We start from the raw sequence: 17,108 nt of genomic DNA, 5'->3' as shown, positions 1-17,108 counted from the left end.
AAACGTCGACGAATCGGCATAAATCCGAACCTATCCGCTTATCAACGAACCCAAGGAAACCACACATATGGCCACAGCCGTCCATCTCGACGGAATTACCAAACGGTTCCCCGGCGTCATCGCCAACGACGACGTGGACCTCTCCGTCGAGCGCGGGACAGTACACGCACTCCTCGGCGAGAACGGGGCCGGAAAGACGACGTTGATGAACGTCCTCTATGGCCTCTATCACCCCACCGAGGGTCGTGTCGTCATCGACGACGAGGAACGAACGTTCGAATCGCCACGTGATGCTATCGACGCCGGCGTCGGGATGATTCACCAGCACTTCATGCTGGTCGACCCGATGACCGTCACCGAGAACATCACACTCGGCAACGAGCCAACAAAGTGGGGCAACCTCGCCGTCGACAGAGATGCCGCCCGCGAGGCTGTCGTAGAGCTTTCGGAACGCTACGGGTTCGACGTCGACCCGGACGCCCGGGTCGAGGATATCTCCGTGGGTGAACAACAGCGAGTCGAGATTTTGAAGGCACTCTATCGGGGTGCCGAGATACTCATCCTCGACGAACCGACGGCGGTGTTGACACCGCAGGAAGTCGAGGAACTCTTCGACGTATTAGAAGAACTGACCGAACAGGGAAAGACGATTATCTTCATCTCGCACAAACTCGGCGAGGCGATGCGCGCCGCCGACGAGATTACCGTCCTCCGAGACGGGAAGAACGTCGGCACCGTCGAGGCGAGCGAGACGACGCGCGAGGACCTGGCCAACCTGATGGTCGGCCGTGAGGTCCTCCTCGACGTCGAAAAACGACCGTCGGAGACGGGCGACACCGTGTTGTCGGTGTCGAACCTCGCCGTCGACGACGACAGAGGTGTCCGGGCCGTCAACGACGTCTCGTTCGACGTCAAAGCTGGCGAAGTGTTCGGTATCGCCGGCGTGGACGGCAACGGGCAGTCACAACTCATCGACGCGGTCACCGGACTCCGCAAACCGAAACGGGGACGCATCGAGTTCGGTGGCGACGACGTGACCAAGCGCCCACGCCGCGAACGCATCGAAGACGGGATGGCGTACATCCCCGAAGACCGGCAAGAACGTGGCCTCGTCATGGACTTCGACCTTATCGAGAACGCCATCCTCGGCAGTCAACACAGCCCCGAGTTCGAGTCCAACGGCCGCATCGACTGGGCCTCGACGCGTGGCCACGCCGAAGATATCATCGAGAAGTACGACGTGCGACCACCGAACCCAGAGGCGACTTCCGAGTCGCTCTCCGGCGGGAACCAACAGAAGTTCATCGTCGGCCGTGAGTTCGAACGCGACCCGTCGCTGGTCGTCGCCGCGCACCCGACGCGCGGTGTCGACGTTGGCTCTATCGAGTTCATCCACGAACAACTCCTCGAACTCCGGAGTCGCGGTGTCGCTATCCTCCTCGTCTCCTCGAAACTAGACGAGGTACAGGGGCTCTCCGATAGACTCGGCGTGATGTACGAAGGAGACATTATCGACGTGGTAGACCCGACAGAGACGACAGAAGAAGAACTCGGCCTGCTGATGGCCGGAGAACGCCCCGACGAGCACGACGACGTTTCGGTCGCAGACGTAGACAGCGTGGCTACGGGCGGTGAGAGTCTGTGAGCGCCCGTGACCGGGCGGAGTCCGTCCTGCGCCGACTCGTCGACGCATCGGCGACCGAACGCATCCTCATCAGTCTCGCGTCGCTCGTCCTCGCAATCGCCGTGGGGACGGTGCTCATCCTCGCCGCAGGGCGGATGACGTCCTGTACCGCGCAGTCTGCGGTCTACTACTTCAACGTCGGGTTCTGTTACGACCCGGTGTTGGTGTTCGACCGCCTGTTCTTGGGTGCACTCGGTGACCCGTTCAGCGGTGGCTGGTCGCCCGACGGTCAGTTCTCCATCGCGATGCGCGAGACGACGCTCCTTATCTTCACGGGCCTCTCCGTCGCCATGGCGTTCCGCGCGGGCATCTTCAACATCGGGACGCAGGGACAGATGGTCGTCGGCGGACTCGCCGCCGCACTCGGCACGCTCTGGGCGTCGCCGTTCCTCTCGGGCACCGTCGGAACGCTCGTGTTGGTCCCGTTCGGCATCCTCGTCGGTGCCGTCTTCGGTGGGCTCTACGGTGTGATTCCGGGCCTCCTGAAGGCGTACGCCGAGGCGAACGAAGTCATCACGACCATCATGCTCAACTTCATCGCGGGCGGGGTGACGCTGTATCTCGTCAGCGACGTGTTCAAAGACCCCAACAGCCCTGCGAATCAGACCATCCCGCTCCCGGATTACGCACAGTTCCCGGCCGTCCTCTTCGGGAGCAGGCAGGACTTCTCGCTGTACGCGCTCTTCTTCGGCGTGCTCACGCTGTTCGCGCTGTACTACGTCCTCGAACACACCTCGTTCGGGTACGACGTGCGGACGAGCGGGATTCAACCCGAAGCGGCGGAGTACGGCGGTGTCGACGCCGCCAAGACCATCGTGTCGAGTTTCGGTCTCTCGGGTGCTCTCGGCGGCGTCGCCGGCGCACTCTACGTGACGATGGTCCTCGGGAAGTTCCAGTCGGGCGTGCCGGCGTACGGATTCGACGGTATCACCGTCTCCATCCTCGCGGGGAACAACCCACTCGGCGTCGGATTCGCTGCACTCCTCTTCGGCGTCCTGAAGAGTGGGACGACAGTCGTGCAGTTCGCGACGGACGTGCCGCCGCAACTCGTCGGCGTCCTGCGGGGACTCATCATCCTCTTCGTCGCGATGCCGGAGTTCTTCCGCCTCATCGGCCGGCGTTTGCTGCCGGACCCAGACAAACCATCGACCGTCGCCACCGACGGTGGTCTCACCGTAGGTGAGAGTACGCCGGAGAGTCAATCCGGCGGTGGTGAGCGAATCGAAGATTCGCGAGCCTCGTTGGACGACCAGTCCAACGGTGGCGTCGCAGGAGGTGACGACGAATGAGTGAAGAAACCACGACCACAGAATCGAGATTCGACCTCGAAGACCTCTCTTCGCGAGCAATCGCCATCGCAATCGCAGTCGGTGGCCTCCTCGCCATCTTCGTCTTCGGGCTCGTCTTCCCCGACTCGATTGCCGGAACGCTCACCGACATTCTGACGAGCGAAGGGACGCTCTCGGCGGCGCTTCGCCTGTCGGTTCCCATCGCCCTCGCGGCACTCGGCGGCATCTTCGCGGAGAAGTCGGGTGTCATCAACATCGGTCTGGAAGGCCTACTCATCATCTCGGCGTTCACCGCCATCTACGTCACCGACATCACCGGCGGCGTCTGGGTCGGGTTCGTCGGTGGCGTCGTGGCGAGCGTGCTGCTCGCACTGCTGTTCGCCATCGTCGTCATCGAGTTCCGCGCGGACCAGATTATCGCCGGCCTCGCCGTGTGGCTCATCGCGCTCGGACTCGCACCGTTCGCCTCGCAGGTCATCTACGGGCGGCCGAACTCCCCGAGTGTGGACACGCCCGGCACCATCGCCATCCCGGTGCTCTCGGATATCCCGTTCTTCGGCGCACTGTTCGACGCGTCGCCGACGGTGTATCTGATGTTCATCGCCGTCGTGCTGTCGTGGTACGTCCTCAACCGGACGACGTTCGGTCGGTGGGTCCGCGCCAGCGGTGAGAATCCGAAGGCGCTCGACACCGCCGGTGTCGACGTCTCGCGCATCCGATACGCCGCCGTCCTCCTGTCTGGCGTCCTCGCCGGCATGGGCGGTGCGGCGCTGTCGCTCGACTTGGGCCAGTTCACCGGGAACGGACCGACGATGGTCAACGGGAAGGGGTTCATCGCCATCGTGGCGTACCTCTTCGGGAACTACAACCCGGTCGGCGCGTTCTTGTCGACCATGTTGTTCGCCGGCCTCGACGCGATGCAGACGGTCTTACAACTGCAGGGCATCGGCCTGCCGCGACAACTCATCCGCATCATCCCGTTCGTGATGGTCATCGTCGTCCTCGCGTTCGTCGGCCGCACCCGCATCCCGGCGGCGGCGGGCGAGCACTACGATACGGGCGAAGACAACCGGTAGTCCGTTCTCCCTGGATTCTCTCCTTCGCGCAATTATTGCGAGAACACCGGTTTCGAATGCGTTTCCCCACAGTTTGCTGTGTTCTCGAAAGCCGAGTCCTGTTTGTGGGTTGATAAACTAACAACCGATGCGGGAGTAAAGAGTTTTCAGCCCACGATATGCAGGTGATACCATGTCCACGCAAGAGCACGATACCGCCGAGGGAGCCTCGGCTGACCCACGGAAGATTTCCGTGGACGTAGTGGTCGTCGGCGCGGGTACCTCCGGGTGCTACGCCGCAGCGACCATCGCGAACGAGGGCTACGACGTAGCTATCGTCGAGCGTAAGACCGAGGACGAAGCGGGCCACATCGCCTGCGGTGACGCCCTGAAGGGTGCGAACGACTTCCCGGATGCGATTCCGAAGTCGAAGATAGAACCCGCGTTCACGAACACCGAGGTAGACCACGGTCGGTTCGAGATTCCACAGGAAGACACCATCCTCGACATCCCCGTCCCCGGCGAACTCGCCGTCATCGACCGCTGGGAGTACGGCCGCCTCATCATCGAAGGCGCAGACGAAGCGGGCGTGGAGTTCTACTACGACACCGTCGTTCAGGACGTCCTGCAGGACGACGACGGAACCGCAACCGGCATCCGAGGCAAGCGCAAGGGTGAGCGCGTCCAGTTCGACGCCGACATCGTCATCGACGGTGCGGGGTCGCTGTCGCTCCTCCAGGACAAAGTCGACTTCTCCGATTCGACGTTCGACACTAACGTCTCCTACTCACATTTCTCCTCTGCGTACCGCGAAGTCGTCGAAGTGGAGGACCCCGTCGAGTGGTCCGACGCCCTCGTGTTCAAACCCGCCAAGATTGCGGCGGGCTACGTCTGGTACTTCCCCCGGACCGACACCACCATCAACGCCGGGCTTGGCTTCCAGATGTCGGAAGAACCGATGAAACTGGTCGAGGACCTCAAGGAGGACCTGCGCAACCGCGAGGAGTTCCAGGGTGCAGAAGTCGTCGACAAACTCGGTGCTGCGCTGCCGACCCGCCGCCCCTACGACTCTGCGACGGCCCCCGGATACATGGCCATCGGTGACGCCGCTGCCCACGTCAACCCGACGACTGGCGGCGGTATCGCCGGGGCCGCTTACGCCGGTTCGTACGCGGGCGAACAGGCAGTCATCGCACTCGAAGAAGGCGACGTGAGCGAGGAGATGCTCTGGCGCTACAACCAGCGCGTCATGGACCACTTCGGAGGCCGCTACGCCAGCCTCGACGTGTACAACATCCTCTCGACGGCCGTCGACGTGGACGACCTGATGGGTCTCATCGCGTCGATGCCCGGCGAGAAACTCGCGGAAGCTCTCTACTCCGGCACCACCTCGTTCGGACCGCTCTTACTCCTCCAGACTGCGGCGTCGAGTTTCGGCCACTGGCGGCAGATTCTCAACTTCTACCGCGTGAAGCAACTCGCCGACGAACTGCTGACCCACTACGAGCGCTACCCGAGTCGGCCGAGCGCGCTCGCGGGGTGGCAGGACGAACGGGACCGAATCATGGACGACATCTACGAACTCACTGGCGCGGACCCGAAGTACTGACGTCGTCGTCGAGGACGTTTCGGAACTCGAATCGCGCACCACCGGACTCGCCGTTCGTCACCGACACCGACCAACCGTGAGCGTCGGCGACGCCGGAGACGATTGCGAGTCCGAGGCCGGTCCCTTCTGGGTCGGTGGTGTATCCGGATTCGAAGATGCGTGCCTGTTCTTCGGGTGGGATACCCGGGCCGTCGTCTTCGACGAAGAATCCGTCGTCGAGTGTGCCGACGCGAACGTGAACGCCAGACCCGCCGCGCGTGAAGGGAGCCTCCCTCGGTGTGTGTGCTTCAGTTCCACCGTCTCCGGCAGCGTTGCCTCGTGGTTGCTGTCCGTTCAGTGGTTCTCGGTCCACAGAGACGTCAGGCGTGGCCTGTCTGTTCGGCGGGGCGTGGTCCACCGCGTTGTCGGACGAAGTGCGACTGTTCGTGGAACCGTGCTCGACAGCGTTCCGAAAGAGGTTCTCGAAGACGGCGGTGAGTCGTTCTGGGTCGGCGACCAGTTCCATATCCGACTCCACGGTGAGGCTCGAAGCGTCGAGGTCCGTGCTGGCCACCGCGTTCGCCGCGACGTTCGCGAGTCCGACCGATTCCGCCTCCCCCACCGTCTCGCCGGTTCTCGCGAGTTGGAGGACGTCTTGAATGAGCGCCTCCATCCGGTCGTGGGCGTCGGCCACCGTCGAGAGGTGTTCGTATCCGTGGCCCTCACGAGCGAGTTCGAGACGCATCTGTGCGACGTTCAGCGGATTCCGCAGGTCGTGGCTGACGACGGAGGCGAACTGGTCGAGACGCTCGTTTTGTCGCTGGAGTTTGGCTTCGTGGGCGTCGCGTCGGGCGTTCCACCTGACGGCACCGACGACGAGGGCGAGCGACCCGACCAGCAACGCGCCGTCTTCGAAGACGAGCGTGAAGAGTTCGGGTTGGACGACGAGTTCGCCGAGTGCGTCGGTTGCCGCGTAGAGGCCGACGAGGACCGTCCCCGCGTAGAGTGGCCGCCAGATACTCTGAAACTCGCGGAGTCCGCCGAGTGCTATCGTTCCGACGAGTGAAATCGGGACGAGCAAGAGTTTGACGACGAAATGCGCCCACGGGACGCCCGAAGCACCGGGAAAGACGAGGAACTGAACACTGGCGACTCCGACGATGACCCCGAGTGCGGCGAGGGTCGGTCGGAGGCCAACGTCCTCTATCGATTCACTTCGGAGCGGCCCCATCGCTGGCGGCTATGCACGGGGGGGACAAATAACCGCTGGCGGTTTCTTACCACACCAGAGTCGGGTCAAAACGGTGCTGACCTCCCAGACAAGCGATTCAGGGCTGTTCTGCGGCGATACGCGTAGCACTCCCCGAGAGAACGTCGATGGCGATGCGGATGGTCGCTTCGTCCACGTCGAAGGTCCCGGTGTGGTGGCCGCCGGGGTGGTCGGTTCCGACGCCGACGTAGGCGGCGAGGCCACCCTGGTCTTGGACGTGTTGCATGAGGTACGTCGCGTCTTCGCTGCCGCCGAGGTCGTCGGTGTCGAGGATGGACTCGACGCCGTCGACGCCCTCGCTGACGGCACCGACGATGGTTCGAAGTATCTCGTCGCTTCGGGCGCTCGGTGCTCTCCCTTCGACCGAGATGTCGGTCTCACAGTCGTGCATCGCGGCGGCCGACTCGATGACCGTGTGTGCCCGGTCTTCCATGTACTCCATGAGTTCGGTCGTCGCGCCCCGCACCTCACCTTCGATGAACGACTCTTCGGCGACGATGTTCGTCGCCGTTCCCCCGCCCATCACGCCGACGTTGACGCGGGTCGCACCGTCGGAGTGCCGAGAGATGCCGTAGAGGTTCTGGATGGCCGTGGCGGCGGCGAGGTTGGCGTTGTTGCCTTCCTCTGGCTTGGCACCTGCGTGGGCAGGTTCGCCCCTGAAGTCCGCACGGAAGTGCGAGACTGCGAGGAAGCCATCGACGCCGCAGACGACTTCGCCCGTCGGGTGGTCGAGGCCGACGTGCACGGCGAGGAGGTAGTCGACGTCGTCGAGGTGGCCACCGTTCACCATGGCCTTCCCGCCGGCAATCATCTCTTCGCTCGGTTGGAAGAACACCTTGAACGTCCCTTCGAAGTCCGAGGCGGCGACTGCGTCGAGAACGCCGAGGCCGATTGTCGCGTGTGCGTCGTGGCCGCAGGCGTGCATGTACCCCTCGTTCTCCGACCGGAACTCCTCGGCCGCAGGGAGGTGGTCGTCGTCGCCAGATTCCGTGATTGGGAGTGCGTCGATGTCGACGCGCAGTCCGACCGTGGGCCCCTCGCCCCGTTCGAGGACGGCCACGGCACCCGTCATCCCGCCGGCGAGTCGTTCGAGGACGTCTTCACGGGCACCCGCCGCCCGTGCTCGTTCGACCCACTCGTCCAATTCGTCGTCGTCGGGGACGGCCATCCTGTCCGCTGCGTCGAGTATCTCGGGGCCGACGTAGAGTGCGTCGAGGTCACGCGTCTCCAGTTCGTCGACGATGCGGGCGGTGGTGTAGAACTCGCGCCAGGCGGGTTCCGGGTGGCGGTGGAGGTCACGACGGAACGCAACGAGGTCCTCGAATGTCGCCTCTTGGCTCATGCACCGAGATTCTCCACGGTTCCTGATAAACGCTCGTGACAACGATGGAGTAAAATCAATTTTTGGAAAAAATGTTAGAGGAAATTCGTGCAGCTTTTATCCCCGTCCGAAAGTGAGACAGACGATGCCAGAAGAACCGGATATAGAGCTCAGTTTCCGCGGGGGGAGGCTCGTCAGTGCGCTCCCCATCGCCCTGTTCATCGCATGGGCGATTTTCCAGAGCGGTATCCTCGGCATAGGCGATACGACCGGCCTCGTCGCGGGGATGCTGACAGGACTCATCGTGGGAATGGTGTTCGTCCGGGGAGACTGGAAGGACTACGCGGACGTTATCTTCGCAGGTATGACCCGGCGAGTCGCCGCGACGGCAGTCGTCGCGTGGCTCTGGGCGGGTATGTTCGCCGAAACCATTCAAGTCGGCGGGTTCGTCGATGGCCTCGTGTGGGCCGCGACCATTCTGAACGTCGGCCCGGGACTGTTCCCGGCCGTGACGTTCCTCTTGGCCGCGTTGCTCGCGACGGGCATCGGCACTGGTTACGGCACTGCGATTGCCTTCACGAGCCTCGTGTTCCCTGCGGGGCTCCTCCTCGGTGCGAATCCAGTACTGCTATTCGGCGCAATCCTCTCCGGCGCTGTCTTCGGAGACAACCTCGCCCCAGTCAGTGACACGACAATCGTCTCTGCGGTGACCCAAGACGCAGACATCGGTGGTGTCGTCGCGTCCCGTGTGAAATACGCCGTCGTCGCGGCGGCGCTCGCAATCGTGGCCTACCTCGTCGCCGGATTCGGTATCCCCGGCGTCTGGGGTGGCATGCCGCACGCCAACGTCTCCGGACAGGTAGACGCGAGCGTCTCGGCGTGGGGACTCGTTCACCTACTCGACATCGCGCTCGTCATCGTCCTCGCTATCCGTGGCCGCCACATCATCGAGGCCATCTCGTGGGGACTGTTCGCCGCCGCAGTGTTCAACGTGCTCCTCGGTGTCGCGGGCCTCGTCGACGTCTCTGTCGGGAGCATGCTCCTGTTCAGTGCGCCAGCGAACGGGCTGACGCAAGCAGTCGCCTCTCTCCCTGTCGTCGGCGCGTTCGTCGAGACAGTGCCGGCCGCACAAGTCGGCGTCGGCGGGAGCATCTACTCCGGTGCTGCGGGCTTCTTCCCGCTCATCGTCCTGACGCTCCTGCTCGTCGCCGGTGCTGAAATCATGCGCGCGGGTGGCGGGTTCGACGCGATTCAGGAACTGCTCATCGACCGTATCGCGACGACGGTTCGTCGCGCCGAGACGACGATGGTTCTCGGGACGGCACTCGTCAACGCGACGGTCACCATCAACACGGCCGCAGAAATCGCTATCGCGCCCTACATCGCCACGCTCGGCAAGCGCTTCAACATCAACGGCTACCGCCGCGCCAACATCCTCGACGCCAACACCTCGGCGCTCGGGTACATCTTCCCGTGGGGCGGTGGCCTGCTCGCTGGCCTCGGTGCCATGCAGGGACTCGTCGGTGGCGAAGCGACGCCGTGGTTCACCCAGCAGATGGTCGTCAACCCGGCGTCCGTCTGGCCCTACGTGTTCCACGGGTGGTTCCTCGTCGCCGTGTTCCTCTTTGCGGCGTGGACCGGGTACGGCCGCGAATACGTCTCTGACCGCACCAGTGAGGAGGTGAGTCGCGTATGAGCCGACTCGAAAAACTCCTCGCCGGGTGGACGTTCCGAACTGCCACGCCCGCGTTCGAGACGGGCGAAGAGATTACGGCGTACGTGACCCACCGCGACGAAGACGGCTATCTCGTCCGCGTCGGTGACTCGAAGCTTCGCATCGGTGAGGCAGAGGGCATCGATATCGAGACGAAAGTCCTGCTGAAAGTCACGTCGTTCGACGACACCACCCACGAGGGAACCGCCGAGGTAGTCGACGTCCTCGGGACGGACCTCTAAGCGGCAGCGAACACGCGCCGCTATCTGGTTTCATTTTTCGACAGAACCGAAAACGAGAGCGACGGCGTCGTCGCGCCAGGACCTGCGTCGGAACCGCGTCGTCAGTTACGACGGTGGCCGAGCGGTTTCTTCTGTTCGACTTCTATCTCGACGTGGACGCTGTCGGGGAACTCCTTGTGACCGACTTCGCGGGCGATGTGGTCTGCGCCGTGGATTTCGATGCGTCGCGTGTAGACGGTGTAGTTCCACGACGAGAACTCGTCGCCCGGTTGGAGCGTCCGGTACTGCGGAACGCTGGTGCGCTTCGGCTGGTCGGCGTGGGGGCCGCGGCACTCGGCGCCCTTTCGCTCGACGAACTGCTTGATGTCGTCGGCGACTCTGTCGAGGACAGCCTTGTCACCGCTTTGGAAGGTTAGTTTCGTGACGAAGGTCATAGCTGGGTACTACTACCTTGTTGGTCGCTCCGACGGTAAAAGCGCATCTACACGAACTCGGTGACAGAGTCCACAGAGACAGTGCGTCGCGTCAGCACGGGTCGTCCATCCACGTCTGTCCGACCCTCACGAACGACCCTGTTGACACGGTACATCCTCCGATACCCTCTTAAAGGGTGGCACGTTTATTTCCGGTAATGGCAGTCGAAGCGGTCAGCGCTGGTGCCATCCTCTTCCGCGACACCCGCGGCCGGAGGGAGTATTTACTCCTGAAGAGCCGTCCTGGGGACTGGGAGTTCCCAAAAGGCGGGGTCGAGGGGAATGAGGAGCTCCAGCAAACGGCAATCAGGGAAGTCAAAGAGGAGGCGGGAATCGAAGATTTCCGTCTCATCGACGGCTTTCGCGAAGATTACAGCTACGTCTTCGAAGCGAACGGTACGACTATTCACAAGACGGTTCACCTCTTTATCGCCCGGTCGTTCGAGGCCTCTGCAGAGCTCTCGACGGAACACCGTGACCTGCAGTGGCGCGACTACGAACAGGCGATAAACACCATCACGCAGGATGGTCCGCGCGAGATATTCGAGCGAGCACACGAGTTCCTCGACCAACTCGCGGCGAAGAACGAAGGCGAACACAAGTACCTGCGGTAACGCGGGTCGCACGCCGCGACTCGCGCGTTCGAGACGCCCAGAAGCGACGCCGCTCGGGGTGTCTGCCGAGATGCTTCTCCGGGACCGAAACGACTTCCGTCCCGCAGACTGACTCCCTGTCGTGAGCGACACCACCGACCGCGACCCGGAATTTGCCTTCGAGCTACGCGTCTGTCGGTGGGCAGAACTCGCGTGGCATCCCGACGGCCCACGCCCGGCGATAGTCGCTCGGCAACTCGGGACGCGCGAACGCCGGTGGGACACCGTCGTCGTCGAAGTCGACCCCGAGGCGTTCGCCGCACGGCACGCCCTCTCGACGGACGGGTTCGACTCCGACCTCTTGCGCGTCGTCCGTCACGCCCCCGCCGAGTGGCGATGGTACCGCGATGCGATTCCGGAACCCGACTTCCCGTGGCGACACGTCGTGCCGGCGGTCCACCGTGCGGCAGGGCGTGGATTGGTCGAAAAACGCCGCGGGTCGCGAAACCGCGTCGAGTACAGACAGACCGCGCCCTACCCCGACTGGGTCGAACGAATCGTCGCCATCGAGAACAAACCGAATCTCGACGCGAGTGCCGCCCGCGCGCTGGCCGACCAGTTAGAACACGACGTGTCGCGGGCGCTCGCAGACGAGGTGTGGGTCGCCACGGAAGCGACGGGCAGGCGGGTCGAACCCGCCTTGCTCGAAGACATGCCGATGGAAGTCGGCATCCTCGCCGTCGACGGCGACTCGGCCGACGTGCTGTGGCACCCGAGTAAACTCACGCCGGACCCCGCCGACGCTCGCCGACGACTCGTCCTCGCAGAGCGGGCTTACGACCGGGGCTGGCGAACGTATCTCGACACGATGCGTCCGGACTGCAGACACTTCGAACTCGACAGGCGAGGGAGGGCACTCGTCCCCCGGTGTGCGGCCAAGCAGTGTTACCAGAGTCAGCGTGAGTGCGCCCACTCGTGTGCCGAATTCGAACCGGAACCGCCGGCGTGGCGAACGAAGGGATGGCCCATCGAGGGTGGGCCGGGGAAGGGACTGCGACGAATCCTCGAATCACGACGGGAGCGTGCTCGTCGCCGAGTGTACGAGTGAGAGTCGAGCAGTGAGTGAACGCGTCTCGCTGGCGGCATACACGTCTCGGTGACGGCCACACACCGGGCGACAGATACACGCCGGGCGACACCTACACGTCGCGCCGACGGCCTACGCGTTTGGCTCAGGCGCACGCATCGCCAGGAGGACGCCGAGGAAGGCGACGCCACCGGCGGCGAGGAACGCTGGAGTATAGCCCGCCTGGTCGATGATAGCGCCGGCGGCGATGGGTGCGATAAACGCGCCGAGCAAGCCGACGCTCGTCAAAAGCGAGACGGCAGTCGTCCGGACCGCCGGCGGGACGAGTTCGGCGATGTACGAAAACAGCAGTCCGGTAGCGAGTTGGATGGCGAAGCCGACGACGACCACCGACCCACCGACGAGCCCAATCTGTGAGACGAACGGGAACGCGACGACGGCGGGCGTGGCGACGGCGAACGACGAGAGGATGACGGGGCGACGTTTCCCGCCGAAAACCCGGTCGGAGACCACGCCGCTACTCGACCGGGCGACAGCTCCAATCGCCGGGAACAGCGCCGTCAGCAGGCCGCTCGCGGCAAGCGAGATTTCGAACTCGGCGACGAGAAAGCTCGGCAGCCACGTGTTGACGAAGAGATACAGCGAGTAGGCGAGAAAGCAGAGCACACAGACGACCCAGACAGCCCGGTTGACGAACAACGCACGGAGCGCCGTCCGGTCGGGTGCGGCCGTCTCGACGCCGGGGACGTGGCGACGAGTCGCGAACAGGAAGATAACAGCACCGCCGACGCCCAAGACGGCGTACAGCGGGAGGATTGCAGGCCACCCGGCGACGGTTGCGACGAGGGGACTGCCGAACTGCCCGAGTGCGAACCCGACCGGTGCGCTCGCGGTGAAGATGCCGACTGCGGTGGCCCGATATCGACGTGGTGCTGCGCTGCCGACGACGTTCGCACCCGCGTTCCAGAAGATGACGTAGGCGACGCCGCCGAGGACGCGCGAGACCAGCAGCCAGAAGTACAGTCCAGCGGTGGCCGCGAACCATCCCCAGACACCCGCGACGACGAGCGCGACGGTGCCGGCGGTGACCACCCACCGAACCGAATATCGGTCGAGGACGATGCCGGCAGGGATGCTGGTGACGACTGCAGTCGCGTACATGATACTGACCAGCCATCCCGCCGTACTCGCTTCGAGGGCGAGCGACTCTTGAATCAGCGGCAGGACACTCGCCGGACCGATTTCGTAGGCTGCGGCCGCCGTCGAAAGCAGGAAAAACCCGACGAGCAGACCGAGAGCTTCGGTCCGAGAACCCCCGGGTTGTGGTCTGTCGCTCACAGTCTCTGTTCTCGATTCTGGGGGCCCTGTCAAACCAGTTGTTGTTTGGACTCGAAGACAGAACTTCGAAGAGTCAATCCGAACCGGACTGTATCGCGACACGCCTCGGACGTTGGGGTGGTTTGTGACCCTCACCGCACCGACCAGTCAACAGAACGCGCCCGTGTCTGGCGGGTCGGACTGCGTCGTCTGAGAAATATCCCAAGAGAGAGCGCTGTACTAGCACGGTACTGCGACGGGGCCACGGAGTCAGCACAGCGAGAATCAGACGATTTCGACGTCGACTTCGTCACGCTCGACGGCGAGTTTGAACGTCGGCACCGTCCGATAGACGACTTCGACGACGCCCTTCCGACGGAGACTCTGGAGCGCCCGGCGAACGTCGTCCACGTCTGGGTCGACGTCGAACTCTTCGCGGAGTTTGTTGAGGACGCTCACGACGCTCTCGGAGCGTTCGTCGGGGCCGGCCACGACGTCGAAGACCCGTGCTTCGAGTTCGGGGACGCGAATGACGCTCGGGATGGACTCTTCTTCGCCGTCGCTTTCGACGCCCGGTTCCACACCGACGAGTTCGGCAGCTTCCGTCGTCGCCCGGATGAGACTGTTGTCGTCGCGGTAGTAGTAGTCCTTCAGTTCGGATTCGAGATATCGGTGGACTTCGCTACCGCTCTCGAGTTCCCATCTGTCCTGCAACTCTTTGTTCTTCGTCGGTTGGAGGCGGACGATGTCGGCAAGCCGTTCTTTCGCCTCGTCGGAGAGCGTCATATGCGGGTCATTCGACGGTGGGAGTATAACGTTGTTCTGGAATCTTCAGCAAACCGTCGAAATCGTTAATTATTATCCCTCCACCTCCCGTCGGCACAGCCATGAGCTGGGAGACACTCCGACTCGACTGGGACGGCGACGTCGCGACCATCACTATCGACCGGCCGGACCGAATGAACGCCCTCAACACGGACACGCTCGACGCGCTCGAAGAGGCCCTCGACGAAGCAGCGGACGAGGGTGCCCGGGTGCTCGTCCTCACTGGGGCCGGTGAGAAGGCGTTCATCGCGGGTGCCGACATCAGTTACATGAAGGACATCGGGACGCCCGCCGCACAGAAGTACGCCGAGCAGGGCCACCGAATCGCCAATCGACTCGAAGAGTTCCCGGCACCGACTATCGCCGCAATCAACGGGTACGCTTTCGGTGGCGGGATGGAGTTCGCACTCGCGTGTGACCTCCGCATCGCCTCCGAACGGGCCCTCCTCGGGCAGACCGAAATCGACTTGGGTATCATGCCGGGATGGGGTGGAAGCATCCGCCTGCCCGCCCTCGTCGGCGACGAACTCGCGCGGCGTCTCATCTTCTTCGGCGAGCGCGTCGACGCGAGCGACGCCCACGAGTACGGCATCGTCGGCGAAGTCGTCGCCCACGACCAACTCGACTCGCACGTCGAAGAAGTGGCCGCAGAACTCGCCGCGAAGCCTCGACACGCCCTCGCCGCGGCGAAAGCCGCCATCAACATGTCGCACGACGCGCCCCGTGACGCTGCGCTCGACTTCGAAGCGCGCGTCTGGAGCGGTCTGTTCGGCACGCACGACCAGAAAGAGGGGATGGACGCGTTCCTCGACAAACGCGACCCCGAGTTCGAGTAACGAACGCGGTCCGCTCAGAGTTCTTCGAGAGCGTCCATCGACGCTTCGAGTTCGTGCACCGACTCCGAAATTTCTGCGACGACTCGCATCTGCGTCTCGTTCGCATCGACGGCAGCGGCCGTCTCTTCTTGTACCTCTGCCGATTGTTTGTACGCGTTTTCGACCATGCTCGCCACCTCTTCGGTCCGAACCGCCTGGTCGTCCGTCGCGTTGGCGATGTCGTCCATTCCGGTCGCCGCTTCGCGAATCTTCGCGGTAATCTCGGCTTGATTTTCGATGAGCGCGTCGATACGCGCTGCACCGTCACGGACGTCTTCGGTGAGCGATTCGATGCCAGCGACTGTCTCGGTGGCGTCGTTGCGAGTCTCGCTGATAATCTCCTCGATGTGTTCGGACTCTGCTTGGACCTCGTTGGCGAGTGATTTCACCTCGTCTGCGACGACGGCGAACCCGGACCCGGCCTCACCCGCACGGGCCGCTTCGATGTTGGCGTTGAGCGCGAGGATATTCGTCTGGTCGGCGATGTCGTTGATGACTTCGATGATGTCGCCGATTTCTTCGATGTGTGCCGCGAGTTCGTGTGTCCGCTCGGCGACCTGTTCTCCACCTTCGGCCACGCGACTCATCGCGTCGGCGGCGACTTCTCCGTCTTCGCGTGACTCCTCTGCGAGTCGCTGTGCGTCGGTACTCTGCTGGTTGATTTCGTCGGCACTCGCCGCAATCTCTTCGACAGTGGCCGACAGCGACCCGACTTCGCCGGAGACTTCTTCCATCGCCTCCGCTTGCTCACTCGCGATTGCTTGGGCCGCGCCGACACTGTCGGAAACCGCGTCCGCAGACGACATCGCCTCCTCGACCGCGGACGAAACCTCTTCGGAGACTTTCTCTTGGGCGGCGTTCATCTGTTTGTTCTTCTCGACGACGTCGGTGGTGATGGTGGTGAGTTCGAGCGCACCGACGACGGTACCGTCGGGTGCGTGTAACGGCAGTCCCATCGACCGATTCCAAAGATGTCCGTCGACCGCTGGCACGCGACGGTAGTTGTCCTCGCGGATGACCTCGTCAGTTCGAGCGATTGTCTCCGCGAGAATCTCGTCTTTCCCTTCGGTTCCGAACGCGTCGATGCCGCGCTTTCCGACGTCCGACTCGTCGAGTCCGTACTCTTCGAACGTGCGCTCGTTGATGTGGGTGAGATACCCCTCATCGTTGACGACGAACGTCGGTTCGGGGAGTTCTTCGACAACCTGTTCGAAGAGCCCCTTCCAGAAATCACGTTCCGTCTCCAGCCGTTCCACTTCGTCCAACGAATCGTCAGGTTCCCAGCCCAGACCCGCTCGTTTCTCGTATGCCTGCATGCACGTGGGGCCACGAAAACGTGTGCAATAAATCCTTGACGCCGTCTATCACGAACGATATTGGCGCCTCGAACGTCGGCCTATCGAAGGCACACTGTTCCCACCCGTGTTAGCGCGTATCCTACAAGCGCTAAGTACTCACATGTATAATGAATAATCATGCAGGATTCAATCAAGTTGAGTCGCGTCGAAACCCTCCTCGAAGACATCTCCTATCCGACGACTCGACGGGACGCCGCACGGGCGTTCGACGGGGTGACACTCCTGCTCGCCGACGGGAAAACCGACCTTGGTGGCGTCATTCGGACGTGTTTCACAGACGAGTTCGCCGACTCACGGGAGCTGTTCTACGAACTGAACAACGCACTCCCAATCGAAGCACTCGGTGAACCGGGGCAGTCAGACGGCGACGCCTGAGCAGTCTGCGGCGATGCCCGAACAGTCTGTGGCGACGCTCGA

Annotated in this window: 16 protein-coding genes; 10 read left to right on the top strand and 6 right to left on the bottom strand. The window is 63.2% G+C overall.

The genetic code is table 11. From position 1 onward, the window contains the following. Window positions 1–67 precede the first annotated feature (67 nt). The 4 genes from ACK3R5_RS06905 to ACK3R5_RS06890 all read left to right on the top strand — a co-directional run bounded on the left by ACK3R5_RS06905 (window position 68) and on the right by ACK3R5_RS06890 (window position 5,637). Window positions 68–1,645 carry an ABC transporter ATP-binding protein gene (locus ACK3R5_RS06905; protein ID WP_411968477.1) on the top strand — a complete coding sequence of 526 codons (1,578 nt, stop codon included), beginning with the start codon at window positions 68–70 and terminating at the stop codon, window positions 1,643–1,645. Next, a complete protein-coding gene (locus ACK3R5_RS06900) occupies window positions 1,642–2,973 on the top strand; it encodes an ABC transporter permease (RefSeq protein ID WP_411968476.1) in 1,332 nt (443 codons plus the stop codon). The genes ACK3R5_RS06905 and ACK3R5_RS06900 overlap by 4 nt, the downstream gene beginning before the upstream one ends. Then, window positions 2,970–4,049 carry an ABC transporter permease gene (locus ACK3R5_RS06895; protein ID WP_411963322.1) on the top strand — a complete coding sequence of 360 codons (1,080 nt, stop codon included), beginning with the start codon at window positions 2,970–2,972 and terminating at the stop codon, window positions 4,047–4,049. The genes ACK3R5_RS06900 and ACK3R5_RS06895 overlap by 4 nt, the downstream gene beginning before the upstream one ends. A 172-nt stretch (window positions 4,050–4,221) precedes the next feature. Continuing rightward, complete coding sequence (locus tag ACK3R5_RS06890; protein WP_411968475.1) at window positions 4,222–5,637, top strand: geranylgeranyl reductase family protein; 1,416 nt, start codon at window positions 4,222–4,224, stop codon at window positions 5,635–5,637. Here ACK3R5_RS06890 and ACK3R5_RS06885 read toward each other — a convergent pair. Together ACK3R5_RS06885 and ACK3R5_RS06880 are read right to left on the bottom strand one after the other, a co-directional pair. Further along, a complete protein-coding gene (locus ACK3R5_RS06885; protein WP_411968474.1) occupies window positions 5,612–6,847 on the bottom strand; it encodes a sensor histidine kinase in 1,236 nt (411 codons plus the stop codon). The two genes, ACK3R5_RS06890 and ACK3R5_RS06885, sit on opposite strands and share 26 nt — an antisense overlap. A 97-nt stretch (window positions 6,848–6,944) precedes the next feature. Then, window positions 6,945–8,228 (bottom strand): amidohydrolase, encoded by a 1,284-nt coding sequence (locus ACK3R5_RS06880; RefSeq protein WP_411968473.1) that lies wholly within the window; start codon window positions 8,226–8,228, stop codon window positions 6,945–6,947. A 124-nt stretch (window positions 8,229–8,352) separates the two neighbouring features. Between ACK3R5_RS06880 and ACK3R5_RS06875 the strand changes: the two genes are divergently transcribed. Together ACK3R5_RS06875 and ACK3R5_RS06870 are read left to right on the top strand one after the other, a co-directional pair. Next, window positions 8,353–9,903, top strand: a complete 1,551-nt coding sequence (locus ACK3R5_RS06875) for a Na+/H+ antiporter NhaC family protein (protein ID WP_411963318.1) — start codon at window positions 8,353–8,355, stop codon at window positions 9,901–9,903. Beyond that, window positions 9,900–10,163: a hypothetical protein gene (locus ACK3R5_RS06870; protein WP_411963317.1), complete on the top strand. Its 264-nt coding sequence runs from the start codon at window positions 9,900–9,902 to the stop codon at window positions 10,161–10,163. Before ACK3R5_RS06875 ends, ACK3R5_RS06870 begins: the two co-directional genes overlap by 4 nt. Before the next feature lie 101 nt (window positions 10,164–10,264). Here ACK3R5_RS06870 and ACK3R5_RS06865 read toward each other — a convergent pair whose 3' ends face one another. Next, window positions 10,265–10,597, bottom strand: coding sequence for a 30S ribosomal protein S10 (locus ACK3R5_RS06865; protein ID WP_411963316.1), 333 nt, complete (start codon window positions 10,595–10,597; stop codon window positions 10,265–10,267). A gap of 197 nt (window positions 10,598–10,794) precedes the next feature. Here ACK3R5_RS06865 and ACK3R5_RS06860 point away from each other — a divergent pair, with 197 nt between their 5' ends. Further along, window positions 10,795–11,250, top strand: coding sequence for a bis(5'-nucleosyl)-tetraphosphatase (locus ACK3R5_RS06860; protein ID WP_411963315.1), 456 nt, complete (start codon window positions 10,795–10,797; stop codon window positions 11,248–11,250). Between the two features lie 121 nt (window positions 11,251–11,371). Continuing rightward, the gene (locus tag ACK3R5_RS06855) at window positions 11,372–12,337 is read left to right on the top strand and encodes a DUF5787 family protein (protein WP_411968472.1); all 966 of its coding nucleotides are present in this window, start codon (window positions 11,372–11,374) and stop codon (window positions 12,335–12,337) included. Between the two features lie 111 nt (window positions 12,338–12,448). Here ACK3R5_RS06855 and ACK3R5_RS06850 read toward each other — a convergent pair whose 3' ends face one another. Both ACK3R5_RS06850 and ACK3R5_RS06845 read right to left on the bottom strand, forming a co-directional pair. Continuing rightward, on the bottom strand, window positions 12,449–13,654 hold the full coding sequence (locus ACK3R5_RS06850) for an MFS transporter (RefSeq protein ID WP_411968471.1): 1,206 nt from the start codon (window positions 13,652–13,654) through the stop codon (window positions 12,449–12,451). A 264-nt stretch (window positions 13,655–13,918) separates the two neighbouring features. Further along, window positions 13,919–14,419 carry a DUF5797 family protein gene (locus ACK3R5_RS06845; RefSeq protein ID WP_411968470.1) on the bottom strand — a complete coding sequence of 167 codons (501 nt, stop codon included), beginning with the start codon at window positions 14,417–14,419 and terminating at the stop codon, window positions 13,919–13,921. 101 nt (window positions 14,420–14,520) lie between these two features. On the opposite strand from ACK3R5_RS06845, the gene ACK3R5_RS06840 reads away from it, so the two are divergent. After that, the gene (locus tag ACK3R5_RS06840) at window positions 14,521–15,294 is read left to right on the top strand and encodes an enoyl-CoA hydratase/isomerase family protein (protein WP_411963311.1); all 774 of its coding nucleotides are present in this window, start codon (window positions 14,521–14,523) and stop codon (window positions 15,292–15,294) included. A 14-nt stretch (window positions 15,295–15,308) separates the two neighbouring features. Here the strand turns inward: ACK3R5_RS06840 and ACK3R5_RS06835 are convergent, their stop codons facing one another. Continuing rightward, window positions 15,309–16,649: a methyl-accepting chemotaxis protein gene (locus ACK3R5_RS06835; RefSeq protein ID WP_411963310.1), complete on the bottom strand. Its 1,341-nt coding sequence runs from the start codon at window positions 16,647–16,649 to the stop codon at window positions 15,309–15,311. Window positions 16,650–16,808: 159 nt separating this feature from the next. Here ACK3R5_RS06835 and ACK3R5_RS06830 point away from each other — a divergent pair, with 159 nt between their 5' ends. After that, a complete protein-coding gene (locus ACK3R5_RS06830) occupies window positions 16,809–17,066 on the top strand; it encodes a hypothetical protein (RefSeq protein ID WP_411963309.1) in 258 nt (85 codons plus the stop codon). Window positions 17,067–17,108: the final 42 nt, after the last annotated feature.

Origin of the sequence: Haloferax sp. YSSS75, from assembly GCF_046764215.1 — an archaeon.
Lineage (GTDB): Archaea > Halobacteriota > Halobacteria > Halobacteriales > Haloferacaceae > Haloferax.
The sequence above is the reverse complement of the archived record's forward strand: the minus strand, read 5'-3'. Positions and strand labels throughout refer to the sequence as shown.

Bases quoted from the DNA above. Each gene is read 5' to 3' on its own strand.
- ACK3R5_RS06905 (WP_411968477.1), top strand. From the start codon at position 68: ATGGCCACAGCCGTCCATCTCGACGGAATTACCAAACGGTTCCCCGGC.
- ACK3R5_RS06895 (WP_411963322.1), top strand. From the start codon at position 2,970: ATGAGTGAAGAAACCACGACCACAGAATCGAGATTCGACCTCGAAGAC.
- ACK3R5_RS06890 (WP_411968475.1), top strand. From the start codon at position 4,222: ATGTCCACGCAAGAGCACGATACCGCCGAGGGAGCCTCGGCTGACCCA.
- ACK3R5_RS06885 (WP_411968474.1), bottom strand. From the start codon at position 6,847: ATGGGGCCGCTCCGAAGTGAATCGATAGAGGACGTTGGCCTCCGACCG.
- ACK3R5_RS06880 (WP_411968473.1), bottom strand. From the start codon at position 8,228: ATGAGCCAAGAGGCGACATTCGAGGACCTCGTTGCGTTCCGTCGTGAC.
- ACK3R5_RS06875 (WP_411963318.1), top strand. From the start codon at position 8,353: ATGCCAGAAGAACCGGATATAGAGCTCAGTTTCCGCGGGGGGAGGCTC.
- ACK3R5_RS06870 (WP_411963317.1), top strand. From the start codon at position 9,900: ATGAGCCGACTCGAAAAACTCCTCGCCGGGTGGACGTTCCGAACTGCC.
- ACK3R5_RS06865 (WP_411963316.1), bottom strand. From the start codon at position 10,597: ATGACCTTCGTCACGAAACTAACCTTCCAAAGCGGTGACAAGGCTGTC.
- ACK3R5_RS06860 (WP_411963315.1), top strand. From the start codon at position 10,795: ATGGCAGTCGAAGCGGTCAGCGCTGGTGCCATCCTCTTCCGCGACACC.
- ACK3R5_RS06845 (WP_411968470.1), bottom strand. From the start codon at position 14,419: ATGACGCTCTCCGACGAGGCGAAAGAACGGCTTGCCGACATCGTCCGC.
- ACK3R5_RS06840 (WP_411963311.1), top strand. From the start codon at position 14,521: ATGAGCTGGGAGACACTCCGACTCGACTGGGACGGCGACGTCGCGACC.
- ACK3R5_RS06835 (WP_411963310.1), bottom strand. From the start codon at position 16,649: ATGCAGGCATACGAGAAACGAGCGGGTCTGGGCTGGGAACCTGACGAT.
- ACK3R5_RS06830 (WP_411963309.1), top strand. From the start codon at position 16,809: ATGCAGGATTCAATCAAGTTGAGTCGCGTCGAAACCCTCCTCGAAGAC.